The 19,551-nt window shown below is 64.2% G+C and carries 20 protein-coding genes; 14 read left to right on the forward strand and 6 right to left on the reverse strand.

Annotated elements, in window-relative coordinates; genetic code table 11:
• Nucleotides 1-12: 12 nt before the first annotated feature.
• Genes WKB88_RS03785 through WKB88_RS03800 form a run of 4 tightly spaced genes read left to right on the forward strand, consistent with a single transcriptional unit; the run spans nt 13 to nt 3,086 of the window.
• Nucleotides 13-483, forward strand: coding sequence for a hypothetical protein (locus WKB88_RS03785; RefSeq protein ID WP_341393237.1), 471 nt, complete (start codon nt 13-15; stop codon nt 481-483).
• On the forward strand, nt 483-1,472 hold the full coding sequence (locus WKB88_RS03790; protein ID WP_341393238.1) for a hypothetical protein: 990 nt from the start codon (nt 483-485) through the stop codon (nt 1,470-1,472). The genes WKB88_RS03785 and WKB88_RS03790 overlap by 1 nt, the downstream gene beginning before the upstream one ends.
• Complete coding sequence (locus tag WKB88_RS03795; protein WP_341393239.1) at nt 1,472-2,665, forward strand: alpha/beta hydrolase family protein; 1,194 nt, start codon at nt 1,472-1,474, stop codon at nt 2,663-2,665. The genes WKB88_RS03790 and WKB88_RS03795 overlap by 1 nt, the downstream gene beginning before the upstream one ends.
• Nucleotides 2,655-3,086, forward strand: a complete 432-nt coding sequence (locus tag WKB88_RS03800) for a hypothetical protein (RefSeq protein WP_341393240.1) — start codon at nt 2,655-2,657, stop codon at nt 3,084-3,086. The genes WKB88_RS03795 and WKB88_RS03800 overlap by 11 nt, the downstream gene beginning before the upstream one ends.
• A gap of 112 nt (nt 3,087-3,198) precedes the next feature.
• Here WKB88_RS03800 and map read toward each other — a convergent pair whose 3' ends face one another.
• Complete coding sequence (gene map / locus WKB88_RS03805) at nt 3,199-3,966, reverse strand: type I methionyl aminopeptidase (protein WP_341393241.1); 768 nt, start codon at nt 3,964-3,966, stop codon at nt 3,199-3,201.
• Between the two features lie 64 nt (nt 3,967-4,030).
• On the opposite strand from map, the gene WKB88_RS03810 reads away from it, so the two are divergent.
• Nucleotides 4,031-4,333, forward strand: a complete 303-nt coding sequence (locus WKB88_RS03810; protein ID WP_341393242.1) for a helix-turn-helix transcriptional regulator — start codon at nt 4,031-4,033, stop codon at nt 4,331-4,333.
• Here the strand turns inward: WKB88_RS03810 and WKB88_RS03815 are convergent.
• Nucleotides 4,330-5,502: an MFS transporter gene (locus WKB88_RS03815; RefSeq protein WP_341393243.1), complete on the reverse strand. Its 1,173-nt coding sequence runs from the start codon at nt 5,500-5,502 to the stop codon at nt 4,330-4,332. The two genes, WKB88_RS03810 and WKB88_RS03815, sit on opposite strands and share 4 nt — an antisense overlap.
• Nucleotides 5,503-5,528: 26 nt before the next feature.
• Here WKB88_RS03815 and WKB88_RS03820 point away from each other — a divergent pair, with 26 nt between their 5' ends.
• Entirely contained in the window at nt 5,529-6,116 is a 588-nt protein-coding gene (locus WKB88_RS03820; RefSeq protein ID WP_341393244.1) for a TetR/AcrR family transcriptional regulator, read from the forward strand.
• 10 nt (nt 6,117-6,126) lie between these two features.
• Here the strand turns inward: WKB88_RS03820 and WKB88_RS03825 are convergent, their stop codons facing one another.
• Nucleotides 6,127-7,140 (reverse strand): S66 family peptidase, encoded by a 1,014-nt coding sequence (locus tag WKB88_RS03825; RefSeq protein ID WP_341393245.1) that lies wholly within the window; start codon nt 7,138-7,140, stop codon nt 6,127-6,129.
• Between the two features lie 91 nt (nt 7,141-7,231).
• Here WKB88_RS03825 and WKB88_RS03830 point away from each other — a divergent pair, with 91 nt between their 5' ends.
• The 3 genes from WKB88_RS03830 (at nt 7,232) to WKB88_RS03840 (ending at nt 10,143) form a co-directional block, all read left to right on the forward strand.
• Nucleotides 7,232-7,627 carry a VOC family protein gene (locus tag WKB88_RS03830; RefSeq protein WP_341393246.1) on the forward strand — a complete coding sequence of 132 codons (396 nt, stop codon included), beginning with the start codon at nt 7,232-7,234 and terminating at the stop codon, nt 7,625-7,627.
• 100 nt (nt 7,628-7,727) lie between these two features.
• Nucleotides 7,728-7,928 (forward strand): stress protein, encoded by a 201-nt coding sequence (locus WKB88_RS03835; RefSeq protein ID WP_341393247.1) that lies wholly within the window; start codon nt 7,728-7,730, stop codon nt 7,926-7,928.
• Between the two features lie 517 nt (nt 7,929-8,445).
• A complete protein-coding gene (locus tag WKB88_RS03840; RefSeq protein WP_341393248.1) occupies nt 8,446-10,143 on the forward strand; it encodes a BCCT family transporter in 1,698 nt (565 codons plus the stop codon).
• 109 nt (nt 10,144-10,252) lie between these two features.
• Here the strand turns inward: WKB88_RS03840 and WKB88_RS03845 are convergent, their stop codons facing one another.
• Complete coding sequence (locus tag WKB88_RS03845) at nt 10,253-10,675, reverse strand: hypothetical protein (protein ID WP_341393249.1); 423 nt, start codon at nt 10,673-10,675, stop codon at nt 10,253-10,255.
• Between the two features lie 243 nt (nt 10,676-10,918).
• Between WKB88_RS03845 and WKB88_RS03850 the strand changes: the two genes are divergently transcribed.
• Both WKB88_RS03850 and WKB88_RS03855 read left to right on the forward strand, forming a co-directional pair.
• Nucleotides 10,919-11,713, forward strand: coding sequence for an SDR family NAD(P)-dependent oxidoreductase (locus WKB88_RS03850; protein ID WP_341393250.1), 795 nt, complete (start codon nt 10,919-10,921; stop codon nt 11,711-11,713).
• 139 nt (nt 11,714-11,852) lie between these two features.
• A complete protein-coding gene (locus WKB88_RS03855; protein WP_341393251.1) occupies nt 11,853-12,092 on the forward strand; it encodes a hypothetical protein in 240 nt (79 codons plus the stop codon).
• 10 nt (nt 12,093-12,102) lie between these two features.
• On the opposite strand, the gene WKB88_RS03860 is transcribed toward WKB88_RS03855, so the two are convergent.
• Entirely contained in the window at nt 12,103-12,987 is an 885-nt protein-coding gene (locus WKB88_RS03860) for an NAD-dependent epimerase/dehydratase family protein (RefSeq protein WP_341393252.1), read from the reverse strand.
• A gap of 192 nt (nt 12,988-13,179) precedes the next feature.
• Here WKB88_RS03860 and WKB88_RS03865 point away from each other — a divergent pair, with 192 nt between their 5' ends.
• The gene (locus tag WKB88_RS03865; protein ID WP_341393253.1) at nt 13,180-14,727 is read left to right on the forward strand and encodes an LTA synthase family protein; all 1,548 of its coding nucleotides are present in this window, start codon (nt 13,180-13,182) and stop codon (nt 14,725-14,727) included.
• 210 nt (nt 14,728-14,937) lie between these two features.
• On the opposite strand, the gene WKB88_RS03870 is transcribed toward WKB88_RS03865, so the two are convergent.
• Nucleotides 14,938-16,344: an amino acid permease gene (locus tag WKB88_RS03870; RefSeq protein WP_341393254.1), complete on the reverse strand. Its 1,407-nt coding sequence runs from the start codon at nt 16,342-16,344 to the stop codon at nt 14,938-14,940.
• Between the two features lie 318 nt (nt 16,345-16,662).
• On the opposite strand from WKB88_RS03870, the gene hisC reads away from it, so the two are divergent.
• Both hisC and WKB88_RS03880 read left to right on the forward strand, forming a co-directional pair.
• A complete protein-coding gene (gene hisC / locus WKB88_RS03875) occupies nt 16,663-17,748 on the forward strand; it encodes a histidinol-phosphate transaminase (protein WP_341393255.1) in 1,086 nt (361 codons plus the stop codon).
• Between the two features lie 15 nt (nt 17,749-17,763).
• The gene (locus WKB88_RS03880; RefSeq protein ID WP_341393256.1) at nt 17,764-19,431 is read left to right on the forward strand and encodes a thiamine pyrophosphate-binding protein; all 1,668 of its coding nucleotides are present in this window, start codon (nt 17,764-17,766) and stop codon (nt 19,429-19,431) included.
• Nucleotides 19,432-19,551 lie beyond the last annotated feature (120 nt).

A 19,551-nucleotide genomic window follows, 5' to 3' on the forward strand; every position in this document is an offset into this window, starting at 1 on the left:
TTGAGGATTCCCATGGATGAGCAGCTGCGCCAAACCGCCAAAGACGCTTTTGACCGTCTCCGATTGCCCGAGCGCATCACCCTTGAATCGCTGATTCGGCACGTTGAAGAACTCCGCGGACGCAGAATAGTGATAGTTGAGAGTGAAAAGCTCACCGGAAAGAAAATCTGCGGCCTCTGGATTCCGCGGGAACAGGTGGACGTGGTTTACCACTCGGTCACCAGGGGAATGCTGCACCGGCAGCAGATGATTCTCCACGAACTTTCACACATGATCCTTCGTCACGATGAATACGAAGGTGCCACCTGGCAGGGCATAAAGATTTTTCAGGAATTATCGGGCGAGGTGGTTGCCAAAGCCCTGGCCCGGGGCGATTTCCGGTCCGATCTGGAAGCAACTGCCGAACATCTGGCCGACCTCCTGGCGGCCGCAATCCGGGAATCCACCCAAGAGATTTTCAGATACGAGGCATACTTCGAATGATGAGCCTGCTCGTGGCGACCTTCATGTGGTTGCTGGTCCTGACCCTTTCCCTCCGCGCCCGTGCCCGCCGGGACAACTCCATGCTGAAGGCTGCGGTGGTCATCGCGGCGTCGCTGACCACCAACATCAACGAGGTGTATCTGTGGGCGGCGGAACATTCCCCCTGGGCTAATGGACTGGACCTCGTCTCCAACATCCTGCTCATTCTTGGTATTTTCTACCTGTCCCGCGCCATAACCCTCGGCGCCACCGCCGGCAGCAGCCGGGGCGGAGGAGGGAGATGGGGCCGGGTCGGCGCCGTGGTCACGATTGCCGTCATGGTGGTGAGCTTCGCCCGGATCGACAACCCGGCACCCTCCACACAATTCATGCTCGACTACGGAGACCAGCCCGCCGCTGCCCTCTACTCTGCGATCCAGTACCTGTACATCTTCGCCGTGATGGCGGCGACGCTGCGAACCTGCGTCGGGAACGTTCCCAAAATGAGGCGCAGGCGTTTCCGGGCCGGCTTCAGCATCATCGGCGCGGGATGCGGCGTCGGCCTGTTGCTGTGCTCATCCGTCATTGTCATGGACGTAACGCATGTGACGGGGCAGGAGGGCGTTATGAGGTCCGTCGGGGGCATCTATGACGTGCTTAATCCCCTGACGGTGGTCCTGCTGTCCGTGGGCCTGGCTGTTCCGCCGCTGGGGAGAATCATCAGCGACATCACTATGGGACGGCAGCTCAGGGAACTCGAGCCGCAGCTGAAGGCCCTCTGGAACAGAACGGTTGCCCGGACTCCGGCTGTCAGCCTGATGGGAACCGGGGCCGACACGGTGGCCGTTCCCCGGCAAAGTGCGCGCGAGACCACCGACGTCATTCACCGGCTGGTCATTGAAATCCATGACTGGCTGGCTGTATCCGGATCCGCGGAACTATCACCGGATGAGGCAGCTGCCCTGCGCAAGGCGGAGGCGCTGTGCCTGAAGCAGGGGCGCATGCTCTGATGGGCAGGATCGTTCTGCCGGTCCCTGCCGCCGTGGCAGGGGTGGCCGCCGTTGCCGCCGGCGCCCTTGCGGCTCTCGGCGGATCGCTGCTGCGTGCCAAAATTACCGACGCCGGCCGCAGCAGGCGCCTGGTCCCGATACAGGGAAGCGGGCAGGCTGCAGGCCGGGAATACCTGGAATTTTCACCCGATGGTTTCGCCGCCCATCCGGGCCGGCTGAGCATGCGCGCTGCATCCGGAGGGGATCTTGTGGTTCTTGGCCCGGCAACCATTGCCGGGGACCGGCTGCGGCGGGTCGTGGAACGAGGCAGCGCCTCTGACCTTCTTCGGGACGGCAGCGGGCAGCTCAGCGGCCATCTGGGCGAGAGCCCGGCCGATTTCGGCTACCCGCATGAAGAAACACTGATTGCCGGGCTTCCGGCCTGGGTCATTCCGCCCGGTTCCCCGGAAGCCAGCAGCGGCGTATGGGTCATTCACGTCCACGGGCTGGGCAGTTCGCGCAGCCAGTGCCTGCGCGGAGTGGAAGCTTTTGCCGGCCTCGGCTGCACCTCGCTGCTGCCGTCCTACCGCACGTCGCTGGATGTCTCGCCGGAACCGGACCACAGCCATCTGGGCATCAGCGAATGGCGGGATATCGAAGCCGCAAGACGCTATGCGCTGGCCCGCGGGGCCCGTGCCGTCGTGTTTGTCGGGTGGTCTCTCGGAGCCTCCATCGTGCTCCGCACCGTTGCCCATGCTGCGGACAACAGTACGGCGGGAGTTGTCCTGGTCTCACCGGCGCTTGACTGGCCGGCGATCATTTCTGCACAGCTGCAGGGACTGGGTTGCCCGCGCATCATTGCCAAACTGCTGCCGCACACAGTGAACCTGCTGCGGCCCCAGGGGGACCCTGTCATCCGGTGGAAAGAGATGCCCGGCACGTACATGCAAAAACATTCAACTATCCCTACTATGATTTTGCATGGGACGGAGGATAAATCCGTTCCGGTAGAGCTCTCCCGAATGTTCGTGTCCAGGCAAAGCCAGCCTGTGCGATTCGTTGAGTTTGAAGGCGCCCACCACACCCTGGAGTGGAACGCCGCTCCGCAGTTGTGGAATCAATCAGTCCAGGCCTGGTGCCGTTCCCTGGGCCTGAATGCCGGCAAAGACTTAATCGACGTACGTTTCGGAGGCGAAATACACCATGGCCGCTGAAGGTGCTGCCCAGCGCAACCTGAGGAATTCGCAGATTCTTGCCCGCAAAATCGACCTGCTTCTCGATGTGATGGTGACGGCCGAGGGCAGGCCCTATGAGTTTCAGGACATTCAGACGGCCCTGTTTGAAAAAGGCGTAAAGCTCTCCCGGACCCGGTGGCATCATATTAAGGCCGGAGACGCCACCGTCAGGCAGCCGCCGGAAGTGCTCATTGCCCTGGCTGAATTCTTCCAGGTCAATCCGGACTACCTGCTCAACTCCGACGGAGCGGTCCCGGAACGGATCCAGCACGAACTGGAACTGCTGGCCGCCATGCGCCGGGCGAAGGTCAAGGAATTCGCCACCCGCACGCTGGCCGATGTGGACAATGAAACCCTCGACGCGATCGCTGCGCTGTTGGACGATTCGAAGAAGTACTAACCGCGGAACGGAATGGACCGGACCCGGAATGGACCGGCCCCGGAATGGGCCCGGCCCCGAGCCCGGGTCCGGCACTCAGTCCGGAACCGGGTCCGGCGCCGGCCGGCTGCAGCTAGCGGGGCAGGGTGAGGATTTCAGCGCCGTCGTCGGTGATCGCGATCGTGTGTTCGCTGTGCGCGGTCCGGCATCCGGTGGCACTGCGGAGGGTCCAGCCGTCGGCGTCGGTCACGAGTTCTGCCGTGTCTGCCATCACCCACGGCTCCAGAGCCAGCAGCAGCCCGGGGCGCAGCTTGTAGCCCCGCCCGGGCCGGCCGGAGTTTGAAATGTGCGGATCCTGGTGCATGGTCGATCCGACGCCGTGACCGCCAAATTCAGTGTTCACCGGATAGCCGGCGGCGCCAAGGACGGTGCCGATGGCATAAGAGATGTCGCCGATCCGGGCGCCGGGTTTGGCAGCCGCGATTCCCGCCTTCAGGGCGCGTTCCGTGGTGGTGATCATCACTGCATCTTGGGCCGCCTGCGAACCCACCGTGAAGCTGATGGCCGAGTCTGCAACAACTCCGCCCAGGGATACCGCCAGGTCGAGGGAGACCAGATCGCCGTCGGCCAGTGAATAGTTGTGCGGTAGTCCGTGCAGCACTGCATCATTCACCGACGTGCAAATGTAGTGCCCAAACGGTCCCCGGCCGAAGGAGGGTGCGTAGTCGACGTAGCAGGAGACGGCTCCGGCTTCGAGAATCATGGCCTTGGCCCACCGGTCGATGTCCAAGAGGTTGGTTCCCACCGCGCTGCGGCCCTTCAGCGTCTGCAGGATGTTCGCGACCAGCGCGCCTGTTTCCCTGGCGCGGACCAGCTCGGCGGGAGTCATGATCTCGATCATGCGGGACCTTTCTGTTCTCCAATAACTATCCCGGCAATGGTATCCCGGTATTACTATTGGAGCCATGGTCAGATTGCCGCTTACTCCCGCCGAGGTCGAACGCGGCCAGCGTCTGGGCGTCTTGCTGCGCCGTGCGAGGGGAGAGCGCCCCATGCTGCAGACTGCGCTCGACGCCGGCGTATCACCTGAGACGCTGCGGAAAATCGAAGCGGGCCGCGTGGCCACCCCTGCCTTTCCCACCATCGCCGCCATTGCAGATGTCCTCGGACTTTCCCTCGATGAGGTCTGGGCCGAGGTTAGCCGGCCCGGCCATGGCGCTGTGCCTAACGGAACCGGCCCCGGCGCCGGGGAGCGGCTGGCTTCCTAGCGCTGCTCTCCGCGGGGTGCGAAGCCCAGGGCCCCGACGGCGCAGACGACGGCGGCGGACAGGAATGCCGGCCCAAAACCCCCTGCGTCGATCAGTGCCCCGGTCAGGGCCGAGCCTGCCGACTGCCCCAGAACGAGGCTGGTAAACAGGACGGAAGTTCCGGCAGCGCTGCTGGTTGAGACGCGCCCCGCCCAGATGATGAGCACCGAGGTTGCGCTCGTGTAGGCGAGGCCGAAGAGCGCCGAGGCCGTGAAGCTGAGGGCGGCAAGGTGCGGCGCCGCGGCAAAGGCGCCCGTGGCGGCGGCGACCGCCAGTACTGTCACGCGCCAGGTTGTCCTGGTCCGGTGCCGGGCGAGCCAGGGGGCCGCCAGGACCGCAGCAGCTCCGCCCAGCCCCAGTGCAATCCAGGCACCTGCGGTGACGGCGGAAGGCAGGCCGCCCTGGTTTTCGAGCAGGGTCCGGCCATGCACCCAGACGGCGGCGGAGCCGGTGCCGAAAATGAAGGCGGCGGTCACGGGGCGCCGGAGGGTCCGTGCGGTCAGCGCGCGGGGTGGCTGTCCGGCGTCGTTGCTGCTCCGATCGGAAGCGGAAAGGTCTTTGGATGTGTCTGCGCGCAGTACGCCGATCATGGCTGCGAGCGTGATGACGGCTATGAGCACCCAGGCCAGCCGCCACGAGGTCCCGAAGCCGAGGGCAAGTATCCCGGCCGTAACCACCCCAAACCCGGTTCCCGAATTCACCACCGACTGGAGCTTTTTCTGGTCCTCGTCTGCAGTGTTGCGCTGGACCAGTTCCACCAGGGCCGGGGACGCGAAGCCGGCCCCGACCCCCGCCACCAGGACGGCTCCGGAAAAAAGGAGCGTGCTCTGGGCCGCGGCGATGCCTGCGCTGCCCAGGGCCGCCGTCGTGCCGGCCAGCAGGGTCATGAGGCGCGGACGGCTTGGGGCATACCGGAAGCCGGCCAGGGCTGCCGCACAGTAGAGCACCGATGTTCCGGATGCCAGCAGCCCGCCCACCGTGGGGCTGAGGGTGAAGGCGGTCGAAAAGGCAGGCAGGAAAAGGCCGTAGCCGAGGCGTGCCAAGCCGTAGGTGGCAGCGATCAGCGCGACGGCACCCACTGCAAACAGAGGGCCGGCCTGGCGGGTGCGGGGCTGTAACGTGCGTTTCATTGAAACGAACGTTATAGTCTTGAGGCATGACAACGCAACCGACAGCCCGCGAACGTCTTCTGGATGCCGCCGATGACCTTGCCTTTACCCGGGGGGTTGCGGCAACGCCGGTCGACGAGATTCTTCGGCGGGCCAACGTCGCCCCTGCCACTCTGTATGCGCACTTCGGAAACAAGGAAGGACTCATTGTTTCCGCGCTGCTGCGCAGGCTCGCGCGCTGGGATGAGGTTTGGCAGCAGGAAATTGATGAGGCGACGACGCCGGAACGAAAGCTGTTGGCGGTGCTGCCGGCCATCAAACGCTTCCGGCAGGGGGCCAGTGCTGCGCGGTGGTGTGCGTTCCTCGGCGTCACTGCCGAATCACCGGATCCGGGGCAGGGGCTCCGGGAGGCGCTGTCCGGTGACACACACTTGCTGACCGGCCGCCTCCGCGAGCTTTCCGTACCCGTCGTCGGTGCAGGGGATGCCGACCGGCTGGCCGGGCAGCTGGTGCTGATCTTTACCGGCGTGCTGGGCATGATTCTTCGCGGAACGGACACTGAAGCCGCCGTCGACATGGGGCGGCGCACTGCCGAAGCGGTCATCGCCGCCGTCGCGGGCGGCCAGAGCGGATAGCAGGGAGGGGTTACCCGTCCGGCCGGTGCGCGAATTCCAGGGCACAGCCGTCAGGCCCCGTCTCCAGGTTTGCCCAGCCGCCGATCGGGAGGGTGAACATCGGGCTGGTGTGTCCGAAGTCCAGGTTCGCTAGGACCGGCTTGCCCTCCAGCAGGGGGAACTTTGCGATGAGCGCCTCCAGCTCTCCGCGGCCGACCTCGGATTCCAGCTGGAACCTGCCGATGGCCAGCGCGGCGATTCGGTCGGCGCCGGGCTGCTGCAGCAGGCTGGCCAGCTGGCGGGCGAAGTCATGCAGGTCCGCGCCGGAGTCTTCCTCCAAAAAAACCACGCATCCGGCCAGCTCCGGCATCATGGCGGTTCCGGCGAGAAGATTGAAAGTACTGAGGTTTCCACCCACCACCACGCCTGCAGCGGAACCCTCCCGGAGCACCCAGGGGCCGTCCGTGCGATGCACCGTGCGCGCGTCCTGGTCCATGAACCACAAGTCATCGGTATAGGTTTCCGCGGGAGCAACGCTCCAGCGGTCGCCTCCGGTGGCTGCAGCGAACCACTGGCCGGTGGGCTCAAAGTGGTCGCGCATCCCGAAAGTCGACCAGTGCGGACCTATGTAGGTCAGCAGTCCGGTCATGGCGTACAAGGCGTTGGCCAGAACGGTGAAGTCCGAGTAACCGCAGAAGACCTTAGGATTCGCCGCAATGAGTTTCCAGTCCAGATAGGGCAGCAGCTCATTGGAGTTAAAGCCGCCAATGACGCTGAGGATGCCGTTTACCGCGGGATCGGCGAAAGCTTCATGCAGGTCAGCGACGCGGGAGGCGATGGGTGCACTGAGGAAAGCGTCGTGCGCTTCGATGTTCGTACCGAAATCCAGGGAAAAGCCCATGTCGGTCATCCGCTGATTGATCCAAGCGGTGTTGTCGTACTCCATGACGAAGGTACGGGAGAAGCTCGGGGCGATGGCCCGCAGCGTATCCCCGGCCTTCAAGCGGGCAGGGACGATGGTTTTGTGGGTGGTGGATTCCGGCATGAACCCAACCTAGCGGCCGCACGCCGGTGAATCCGGATCGAAACGGCCCTGGGCCGGTGGACCCGCTGCTGAACGGCACTAGGCTGGCGCCATGACAGCCCTCATCTCCCACACGTCCTTCGACAGTCTTGACGCCTTCGCCCAGTCACGGTTCTGGGCGGAGGTGCTGGGCTTTCGGGAAGACCCGAATGACCCGAATGCGCCCGGGGACGAGGAATGCATGATCTTCTCGCCGGACGGTTCCCAGCGGCTGCTGTTTATTGAAGTGCCGGACGCCAAGCAGATTAAGAACCGGGTCCACCTGGACTTGCAGCCGGCCGACGGTAGCCGCGACCAGGAGCTCGAGCAGCTGCTCGCCCTGGGAGCCCGCGAAGTTGATGACCGGCGTCTCCCCGACGGTACGGGATGGGTGGTGCTGGCCGATCCCGAGGGCAATGAATTCTGCATTCTGCGCAGCGACGCCGAACGTCGGGCAGCAGTTCGATGAAAGAGATGCTAAGTGGGCTTAGCGTTTGGCTTTTTGCTCGGGATGTCCTAAATTAGTTTGCGTAAGTTGTCGATACGCAGACGAAAAGAAGGAGAGCGTTATGGCTGACCAGAACAATCCCGGACAATTCGGAAACCGCAACGACACTGAAGAGCAGGCCTCAAAGGGCGGGCAGGCCAGCACGGGAAGTTTCGGCAGTGCAAACAGTGCCGACCCGAGCGAGGCAGGCCGAAAGGGCGCGGAAGCGCAGCCTACTGAAGCCAAGGCTCAGGGCGGGGAAAACAGCCATAACGGCAGTTAGTATCCGCTGACAGAAACGGAGAGGAAGCCAAGCTTCCTCTCCGTTTCCCTGTTAAGTTCGTCTATTTAAAGGGGCAGGAACACCGGCCATCGCGGGCTTGCCCCTCGACCGCCCCTGAGGACCGGAAGTTACAGGAGGCTGCACTGCCGCCGCATACTATGTCACGCCGGCCGTGGCTTTTAATCCATTGTGACGGAATTTGACGAACTTTAGCGCCGAAGTGTTCTGCTACGGACGGCATTCACGCTTTCCCGGAAATCGGAGTTGTCATAACTCTTGGGTAGTGTCATTGCTTATGAATTCCGACTCTTCACCACCAGAGCACGCCTCAGGCCGTACTGACGGGTCATCCTCCTCCGGTTTCCCGGAGCGGAGACCCGCCGGTAGCCGGCCGGTTGAACGTGTAAAAAAAGCACTGCGGCATGCTGCCTCGGAACCAACTTTTGGCATTCATCCCGGGCTCGTACCGGGCATCAGCGTCGAGGACACAGGGGTCAGCTTTCCAACGCGGCGCAGCGTGTTCGTTGTCGCGCTGGCCGTTTCGCTGGCGGTGCTGGCGTGGGCGACCCTTGCGCCGGACAATCTCAACCTGGTGGGCATCACCATGCAGGGCTGGGTGGTGACCCACTTCGGCTGGCTGTTCAACGCCACCGTGGTTGCCATTGTTGTGTTCATGCTGGTTGTGGGTTTTGGACCCACCGGCAAGATCCGCCTCGGTGCCGATGACAGCACGCCCGAGTACTCCACTGTTTCGTGGATCTCCATGCTGTTCGCCGCCGGCCTTGGCATCGGCCTGATCTTCTATGGACCGATGGAACCGCTCAGCCACTTCCTGAGCCCTCCGCCTTCAACGGATGCCGAGGCAGGCACCTCCGACGCCATCCTGCCGGCCATGACGGATGCCTTCCTGCACCAGGCCAGCATTGCCTGGTGCATCTACGCACTGGTGGGCGGCGCCTTGGCCTACGCCTCGTACCGCCGCGGCCGCCTGCCGCTGATCTCCTCACTGTTTGAACCAGTGTTCCCGGACGGCAACAACCGCGTCCTGGGCAAGATCATTGATATCTTTGCGGTCCTGGTGACCCTGTTCGGGACTGCGACGTCGCTGGGTATCGGCGCGCTGCAGATCCGCACCGGAGTTTCGATCATTACCGGCCAGGAACTGGGCAACGGATTTGTTGTGGCGGCCATCAGTCTCTTGACGATTGTCTTTACCGTTTCCGCCGTGGCGGGCATCAAAAAGGGCATTCGGCTGATGTCCAACGCCAACATGACCCTGGTGATCCTGCTTGCCGTGTTCGTTCTGCTGGCCGGACCAACGTTCTTCGTGCTCGATCTGCTGCCGGCCTCGCTCATCGCGTTTGTCGGCAACATGCCGGACATGCTCACCGTCTTTGCCGGGCAGGGCGCCGGGGAAGAGGAATACCTGACTGCCTGGACCACTCTGTACTGGGCCTGGTGGATCTCCTGGTCCCCGTTTGTTGGAATGTTCATCGCCAAAATCTCCAAGGGCCGGACCCTGCGTCAGTTCGTCACCGTTGTGGTCTTTGTTCCCTCAGCGATCTCCATCGCTTGGTTCACGGTCTTCGGCGGCAGCGCAATCTGGATGAACCAGAACGGCCTGGACATGACAGTGAAGGCGGCGGGGGAGAACGTCATGTTCGACCTGCTCGGCCATCTTCCCTTCAGCTCCGTAACATCGGTTATCTGCCTCATCGCCATTCTGGTCTTCTTCGTCACCGCCGCGGACTCCGCCGCCAACGTCATGGGTTCCATGTCCCAGTCCGGCCGGGCCGTGCCCTCGAAGCCGGTAACCATCGTCTGGGCGGCTGCACTCGGGTTGATCTCGATGGCCCTGTTGCTGGCCGGCGGCCGGAATGCACTCTCGGGTCTCCAATCCATCATGGTGACCTGCGCCCTGCCGTTCACGATCATTCTGATCGGAGTGATGGTTTCGTGGGCCAAGGACCTCCGCAACGATCCCTACATGATCCGGCGCCGGTATGCGCTGGAGGCGATCAGCGGCGGCGTGCGCCGCGGCATTGACGAGCACGGCGACGACTTCGTGTTCGGTGCTGCCCACGTGCCGGAGGCCGAAGGTGCCGGCGCAGACTTTGAGAGCGACGACCCCGCCCTCACCGAGTGGTACACGGACAGTGTCCAGGAACCGGACGAGGAGCAGCCGGACAAGGTCAAGGCCGGCGCCGCAGACTAGCACTCGAGCGGACAACCGGATCTAAGACAGAACCGGATCTAAACGGAAGCGGGAACCTGGAGGTTCCCGCTTCCGTGCTTTAACGATTTATCATGCTGCAACAACCGGATCATGCCGCTTCGCCAAGCTGGACACGCCACTGGTACCACCGCTGCGCCGCCATGACCGTAACAAAGACAGGCAGCGTGGGAATCAGCGGCCCGGACCCTGCGGCCAGGGCGGCCACCACACCCCACAGGATGGCTGTCGCAACCGCCCATCCGGCGACGCCGCGGGACGTAACCCGGGGCGGAGTTTCCTTACCTGTGGCATAACTGTTCCGCAGTTCAAGCCAGGCCGCCCGCCCGAGGGGGAACAGGACCAGCGACACCATCCCCAGCACAATCAGCGTGGCTACGCAGGAAGAGACTCCGAGAACTTCCAGCGGAATGCGCGCTCCGGGGGCGATCAGAAACAGCAGCAGGACAAGCCAGAGCCAGAACCGCCGCTGTTTGGGAGGCAGCTCGGCCCACGTTGGGTTCCACCCCGACATTGGTGAATCGGGGCCCCCGGTCATCCGGCCTCCTGAGGATCAAACACGGATCAAACACTCTGTATGCGCCCGCCGAGGCTACGGGCCGCACTGGTCTTCGTCAACGCGGCGCCCGCGGAGCTGGTTGTGGGCGTGGCGTGCGGCTGGCAGGCTGAAACCCCGGGCTGCGGATGGGGCAGTAGGAAACCCGTTCCGCCCGCACTTTAGCCGTGATCGGGTAGGAGCGACAGGAAGGGCAGCATCGTGCAATTGGCAGGAAACGTCGCCATCGTGACTGGCGGCTCCAAAGGCATCGGCTACGCCGTCGCGAACTATCTCATGGCCCACGGCGCCGACGTCGTCATCTCCTCCCGCACTCCGCCGGAGGTGGGGGCCGCGGCGGAGAATCTCACCGCCGCCCATCCCGGGCGCCGCGCGCTTCCGGTGGTCGCCGACGTCGCGGCGGCCGCGGACGTGGAACGGATGTACGGGGTTGCCGAGGACGAGCTCGGACCGGTTGCCGTCGTCGCCAATGTGGCCGGCAATTACAGTCTCGGGGAGATCACCGATCTGCCCGACGACGACTGGAACGCCGTGCTGGCCACCCACCTGACCGGGACATTCCTGAGTACGCGGGCGGCGATCCGTCGGATGCGCACCAGCGGCACCGCCGGCGCCGTCGTTAACATCGGTGCCGTTGACGTGTACGGGACCACCCGCGGCAACGCGCACTACGCTGCTGCCAAAGCCGGGATCCTGAAGTTCACCCAAGTGGCAGCCCTTGAAGCCGGCCGCTACGGCATCCGGGTTAACTCCGTCTCCCCGGGAGTGGTGCCGGCGGAGGGTGCCCTGCCCCGGTCCATGACGGAGGCTTTCCACCGCAGCTTTGCCATTGACCGGATGGGTGAACCGTCCGACGTCGCCAAGGCAGTGGTCTTTCTGGCCTCCGACTACGCCGCCTGGATCACCGGCGTCGATCTCCTGGTCGACGGCGGCACCCACCTGCGCGGGCTGCCCGACTACGCCGAGCACCTTCTTGGCGGAACGGGTGATCGGTGACAGCGATCCGCCGGCTCCGCGGCGCCCCCGCCCTCACCAACTCCGCGGCAGGAGTCGGGGCCTCCGGTAGTGTGGGCCGGGCCACTGAAAGCCATCGGTTCGGTTAACGCCGCCGCACATGTTTTAGGAGAGGCTGGTCATGCAGCAGAAAACAAACCGTCTGTTTCTTGGCACCTTTATCGGGCTGGCAGTTCTGGGATCGGCTCTCCTGCTGTCGCTTCCGGCACTTTTTAGCCCGCACGATCCCGCCCAGCTGTGGCTGACGGGGACCCTGGGCGGATTGACCCTGCTGCTCGCAGTTGCCGTCCTCGTGATGCGTTTCCGGCAACAGCGTTTCCCGGAACGGCGGGGGCCTAACGGGCAGAGCCCCCGCCGTTGACCGTCCGGACCTACTTTCTGCGCGCTTTGCCTTCAGCATCCAAGTAGTCGCGCCAGGACCGTTTCGGCTGCCAGCCGAGCATCCTGCGGGCTTTGGCGCTCGAAATCCCCGAGGCGTCCGGCCGGTCCAGGCTGCGCAGCTCGATCTGGTCTCCGTAGTGCTTTGCCAGGACTTCGGCAAAGTTGTGGCCGCCCACATTGTCGGGCGAGGCGATGTAGAAGACCTCATGCCCGGGCAGGCCTGATTCGGTGGCGAGGACAATGGCGTCGGCCAGGTCATAGACATCGACGTAGCTCCACAAATTGGCGCTCAGTTCCGAGCTGTCCCGGATCTGGGGGCCGAGATTCAGCTCGTAATTGCCTTCAAACTGCACCCAGCTGGGCCGGATGGAGATGCACCGGATGTCGGACCGTGCCACTGCGGCGTCCATGAGCTGCTCGCCGAAATGCTTGGACAGGGCGTAGGGGTCCTGGGGATGGATCGGATGGTCCTCGTCCACGGGCGCGTATTCGGGAAGGAAGTCGCGTTCGGGAAAGAAGAACCCCGGCACGGTTTCACTGGAGATGTAAACGAAGCGCTTGACGCCGAAGCGGACGGCGGCTTCCAGAATGTTGAACGTGGACATGAGGTTGTTCTGGAAGACGACATGCGGAGGGTTGCCGGTGGGCTCCGGAATGGCGGCCACATGCACCACTGCCTCCGCTCCTCGGACGACGGCGTAGGCCTCGCCCGCGTCGCTGAGGTCGGCCTTCATGTAGCGGGGTGCTCCCGGAAGCTTGCGCTCGAAACCGGGCTGCGAGAGGTCAGTAGTCATGACGTCGTGCCCGGCGTCCATCATGGCCCGGGTGACGGCGCGGCCTACTTTTCCGTGGGCGCCGGTGATGAGGACTTTCATAATTCTCCTTGGGTCGGTGCAGTCGGCGGCAGGAGCGGCCCGGCCATTTCCTGCTGTGGACAACGCGTTACTACCGGATGAACGGCGGTTGAACGGGTAGCATGACGTTACTAGTCTTCTGTCCGCCCGAGAAACGGGCTGGATGTCAAGGGTGTTCAGCAAATATGCGGCACCCGGAACGCGAGGTGTGCCATGTCAGGCCGGATTCTGCACGTGACCCGACGGGTCGGCGGCGTGATGGGACGTATCCTCTTATACGTCCTGATCTGGGCCGGGCTGGCACTGCTCATCGCTGCGATCGGCATCCGTTTCTTCTGGGGCGAGATATCCGTAAACCAGATGCTCCTCAACCTCGTTTCGGTGGAAACCGACGGCGGGGGAGGGTCCATCGTGTGGATGGGCATTCTGGGGATCGGCGTCGTGCCCCTGCTCATCACCCTGGCGATAGCCTTCGGACACCATATGCTCCGCCGCAGGCGCCGCCGCAGCGGAGAGGACCTCCGTTCCCGCCGCTCGCCGTGGATCGTGCGCACCGTTGCCACCGTCCTGGTGGGAGCAGTGGTCATTGGCGGCACCACGGCTTTCGCCACCACTGTAGGCGTGGGTGACTACATCAAGGCGGCAAAGTCTCCGTACAACATCGGCGACTACTACGTGGAGCCGACCGTCACCGGCAGCGAGCAGAAGCGCAACCTCGTGCTGATCTACCTCGAGTCCGGCGAGCAAACCCTTGCGGATGACCAGCTCTTTGAAAAGGACGCTTTTCTCCCCCTCAAAGAGGCCACCAGCGCCGCCGACGGCTGGCAGAGCGTGCAGGATTTCCGGCAGTATGACGGCGGAGGCTGGACCATGGCCGGCTTCGTCTCAACGCAGTGCGGCGTTCCGTTGAAGGGCGTGGGCTCCGGGGGCAGCAGTAGTTCGCGCGAGCTCGACGACGACGGCGACACCTACCTGGGAGGGGCAACCTGCCTCGGTGACGTCCTGGAAGACCAGGGCTACAAGAACGTTTTCCTGGGCGGCGCCAACTCCTCCTTCGCCGCCAAAGACACCTTCCTGAGTACGCACGGCTATTCCGAGCAAAAGGGCCTGGATGACTGGCGCGCCGCCGGTGAACCGGAATCGAGCTTCCGCAGCGACTGGGGCCTGAGCGACGAACGCCTCATGGCCAACGCGAAGGAAACGCTCGATGAGCTGCACGCCGAGTCGGAAGAGACCGGCCAGCCCTTCAACCTCTCCCTTCTGACGCTGGACACCCACGAGCCGGTCCACGTGTACGACTACTGCGACGTGGACACGCAGAACAACGTGACGTCCGTGTTTTCCTGCTCGATGACCCAGGTGGCAGGGTTCGTGGACTACATGAAGGAAATGGGGTACCTCGAGGACACCGCAGTGGTGATCATGGGGGACCACCTCAAGCACATGAGCGCCGGCGACGCTTTCCACGAGCAGCTGGACCACCACGGCAACCGCACCATCTTCAACCGAATCTGGATTCCGGGCCAGGAGACGCCCGGCCCGCTGCGCCCCGGCATCGACCAGCTGAGCATGTACCCCACCATCCTTGAGGCCGCGGGCCTGACCGTGCAGGATCACGCCGCCGGACTGGGCGTGTCAGCCTTTGCCCCGGAAGTCCCCGGTGATTCAGCGCAGGCCATGGACCCGAGTGTCTATCGGGAATTGCTGGACTCGCTTTCTCCGCGGTTCTACGCGGAGGCGTGGATCGGCAATCGCGGGTAGTAGCTCGCGGGTAGTAGCTCGGGCGGAGCAGCTCCGGAGCGTCAAACCGAGATGAGCCGGTTTTAGGCCCGCCATCTGCGCGATAGATCCCGCCAGCACGCGCCATCTGCACGATAGATGCCAACCGGCCGCCGCCCGGGCGGCTGCAGTGTGTGCAGCAGCGCGGACGGCGGCCGGTGGCGGGCAGGCGGTGCTCCTAGCCTCCTGGAGCTAGGCGTTGACCCTGAGTGCCTGGCGTTCCCGGGAGTTCCTCGCGATTTTGCAGGCGACGGCGATGCACACCGTGAGCGCAACGGTGGACAGCAGCTGAGTCCTGGCGGCGGCATCGAAGCAGGCCAGCACGAGAATGGCTGCGAGCATCACGATCCCGGCGAGGGACACGTACGGGAAGCCCCGCATTTTCAGCTTGAGGGCCTCTCCGGCACGGTCGGCCCTGCGGCGGAGGACAAACTGGGACAGCAGGACCGAGGCCCAGACGAGAAGCACGGTTGACCCCACAACGTTCAGCAGCGCGGGCAGGATCCGGTCGGGGAAGAACAGTTCCAGCACGGTGGACACCACTCCCACGGCGACCGAGATGATGACGGCGAGGAAGGGAGCCTTGGCCTTGTTGAGCCGCAGCAGCCCCTTGGGGGCATCGCCGCGCTCGGCCAGCGAGTACACCATCCGGGAGGCGCCGTACAGGTTGGCGTTGAGTGCCGACAGCAGGGCAAGGGCTGCCACGAGGACGATGGCGGTTTCCGCACCCGGAATCCGGGCGGAGGCCAGGACTGCGGCGAAGGGAGAGCTGAGCTCTTCGGAGTCCCAGGGAATGACGGTCACGATGATCGCCACGGAGCCGATGTAAAAGACCAAAATCCGCCAGACGACAGTCCGGATGGCCTTGCCTACGCTGCGGACGGGATCGGCGGTTTCTGCAGCGGCGACGCTCACGATTTCCGTACCGCCAAAGGCGAAGATCACCACGAGCAGTGCCGAGGCGATGCCTGCCCATCCGGTCGGAGCAAAACCGCCGTTATCAAACAGGTTCGTCAGCCCGGGCGAAGTGACGTTGGGCAGCCAGCCCATGATCAGGGCGGCGCCGATAGCGAGGAATGCGACAATGGCCGCGACCTTCAGGATCGCGAACCAGAATTCGAATTCGCCGTAGTTTTTGACGCCCGTGACGTTGATGAGTGAGAAGACGCCAATAAAGAACAAGGCCATCAGCCACACCGGCACGTCCGGGAACACACTTGCCAGGAGTCCGGCAGCACCGATGGCTTCAGCGGCAATGACGACAACGAGCTGGAACCACCAGAGCCAGCCGACGGCCGATCCGGCCGTCTTTCCGAACGCCTTCTCCGTATAGACGGAGAAAGCACCCGTACTGGGGTTGGCCGCGGCCAATTCGCCCAGGGCCTGCATCACGATGATGACAAGGGTGCCGGCCACGAGATAGGAAATCAGCACGGCAGGTCCCGCTGCCTGTACGCCGACCCCCGATCCGAGGAACAATCCGGCGCCGATGGCGCTGCCCAGCCCCATCATGGTCAGCTGGCGGGAATTCATCGACCGTCCCAGACCGGGCCGCGGCGCGCGGAGCACCCCGGGGGTTGTCGTATCAGCAGTCTTCATGCGGATGCCTCACAAGCGTCGGGAGGCGGACGAGCTCCGCCTCGAAAAAAACAGGATTGCCGGCGGCGCCGCGGGTCCGTGGAAAAGACCAGCGCCTGGCACCTCGCCGTGACGCTAGTCACAAAATACCTGCGGAGCAAATTGAGGGACAAAAACTAGACAATTTGTACATAAAACGATGGTGTCGGGGACCTTCCGGCAGGCAACCTGTTACCTGTTTGCTGTGCAGCTTGTTTATGTGACAAATCTTACTTAGCCTCTTCCGGAGCGCGCTGACGCTGCACGTTTCCTTCAGTTTCCGGCTCCTAGGAGAACCCCATGAACATTCCGCACCGCGCCGGACTCGAAAATTTTCCGCCCTACCGCCAGGGAAAAACTCCGGCCGACATTGATGGTTTGAAGGCTTTCAAACTCTCGTCGAACGAGAATCCGTACCCGCCGCTGCCGTCCGTGATGGAAGCAGTGGCCGGTGCAGTATCGAGTATCAACCTCTATCCGGACATGGCTGCCGGGGACCTCGCCGCCGCCATCGCCGAGCGCTGGCAGGTGTCGCCGGAGAACATTGCTCTCGGCGCTGGTTCCGTGGAAGTTGCCAGCCAGATCATCCTCGCCGTGACCAACCCGGGCGAGAAGGTGATGTTCGCGTGGCGTTCCTTTGAGGCCTATCCGCTCCTGGTGACCACGGCCGGGGCGACGCCGCAGCCCATCCCGCTGACTGCCGACGGCGGACACGACCTGCCCGCCATGGCCGCCGCCGTTACCCCGGAGACCCGGGTGGTCTTCCTCTGCAACCCGAACAACCCCACCGGAACCGTTCTCGGCGCCGCGGAGGTCGACACCTTCATCCGGTCCGTCCCTGCGGATGTCCTTGTGGTGCTGGACGAGGCGTACGTTCACTTCAACCGCGACGCCGACACCGCCGTCGGGATCGATATGTTCCGCAAGTACCCCAACGTTGCCGTTCTGCACACGTTCTCCAAGGCCTACGGGCTGGCCGGACTGCGTCTTGGCTATGCCATTGCGTCGCCGGAGTTGGCCACCACGCTGCGAAAGGTGGCAGTTCCGTTTGGTGTCACTTCCCTGGCCCAGCAGGCCGGGCTGGCCTCCCTGCAGGCCGAAGACGAGCTGCAGGAGCGGATCGACCTCCTCGTCACTGAACGCGGCCGTGTGCACGCAGCACTGCTGGAGGCCGGGCTGCCGGTGCTGCCCTCCGAAGCGAACTTCCTCTGGCTCGACAGCGGGGAGCGGACCGGAGCACTGGCCGCACTCTTTGAAGAGAGCGCGCTGTCTGTCCGCGTTTTCCCGGACGAAGGCATCCGCATCACCATCGGCAGTCCTGAGGCGAACGACAGGATCCTGGACGTAGCCCGGCACGCAGCCGCCCTGCTGGCACCCCTGCACTGAAATAGGACCACAGACATGACAGAGCACCTGAACGTATCCGACGTCGTCGCCGAAGTATGCGCGCGGCACGCCGAAGTTGTTTTCGGCCTGATGGGCAACGGGAACGCATTTTTCACCAGCAACCTCACCGCCCGGGGCCTGCCGTATATCAGCGCCCGGCATGAAGCCGGAACGGTGGCCATGGCTGATGCCTACTACCGGGCCTCGGGAAAGATTGCCGTGGCCACCGTGACGTACGGAGCAGGCTTCACCAACTCGCTGACTGCGCTGACCGAGGCTGCCAAGGCCCGGACCCCCATGGTGCTGGTTGTGGGCGAGGCTCCGACAACCGGGCCCCGCCCGTGGGACATCGACCAGCTGATGGTTGCCCGGGGACTGGGAGTCTCAACACTCACCGTCTCGGCGGCAAACGCCGAACGCCTCACTGAAGAGGCCTGGTTCACGGCACGGCACGAGCGGCGACCCGTCATCGTATCCATTCCCTACGACCTCTCCAACGAGGCCGCCGGACCGCAGGAACCGGCAGCGCAGCTGCAGCCGGCCGCCCCGACGGCACCGGACGCCGCCGTCGTCGAGCACGTCGCAGCGCTGCTGAACCGCGCCAAGCGGCCCCTGATCCTGGCCGGAAACGGCTCCGTGATCTCGGGAGCAGGTACGGCACTGGTGGAACTGGGTGACAAAATCGGCGCCCTGTTTGCCACCTCCGTCATGGCCCGCAATTCCCTCGATACGCCCTGGGACCTGGGCATCGCCGGCGGATTTGCGCGGACGGCTCCGCTGGAACTGATGCGGTCGGCGGACCTCGTCCTTGTTGCCGGTGCCAGCCTGAATGCCTTCCAGACCCGCTACGGTTCCCTCTTCGCGGACGACGCCGCCGTCATCCAGATTGATGAGCTCGACGCCGCCACCAACCCCCGGGTCTCCTGCTTCGTTTCCGCGGACGCCAAGGAAACGGCGCTGGCCCTCGCCGCTGCGGTTACTGCGGTCGACGGCGGATGGCGGACCCTGCACCCCGAGGTAACCGCTCCGTCGTTCGCGGCGGACCGGCCCGCTGACGAGTTCGCTGCCGACGGGCGGCTGAACCCCCGCACCGTCGCCCAGCAGCTCGACCACATCCTGCCGATTGAACGCACCATCGTTCAGGACGGCGGGCACTTCTGCGGGTGGATACCCATGTACTGCCAGGCTCCGGACCCGCAGGGCCTGATGATGGTGGGCACTGCCTTCCAATCGATCGGCCTGGGCATTCCGGCGGCGGTCGGGGCGGCTGTGGCCCGCCCGGACCGGACCACGGTGCTCATTGCCGGCGACGGCGGAGCCCTGATGGCACTGGCCGACCTCGAATCGGCCGTCCGTGCCATCCCGAGCGGAGTAATGGTGGTGTTCAACGACGCAGCCTACGGGGCCGAGGTTCACCAGTATGCCGCCCGCGGCCTCGACGATACGGCCATGCAGATTCCCGAAGTGGATTTCAGTGCCCTGGGCATCGCGATGGGCGCGCAGGGTGTGAAGATGCGCTCCCTCGCCGACCTGCAGGTGCTGAAAAACTGGCTCGCTGCCGGTGCGCAGGGACTCTTTGTGCTCGACGTGGCTGTCACCCAGAGCGAGGTTGCCGACTATATGCGCGAAAGCATGGCGCCCATCCTTGCCGCGGATGCAGCCGCCCGCGCGGAGCGGGGCTAAGCGCCGTCGTCATACTTCGCCGTATAACAGCCCGGTGCGGTTAGTATGATCCCACCTCAGACCAAGCAGGTGCTTTGCTGAGGATATCTAACGGTCGTTGACGGTTTGACGGCGCATTGA

The sequence above is a fragment of the Arthrobacter sp. G119Y2 genome (assembly GCF_038069765.1).
Classification (GTDB): Bacteria; Actinomycetota; Actinomycetes; order Actinomycetales; family Micrococcaceae; genus Arthrobacter_B.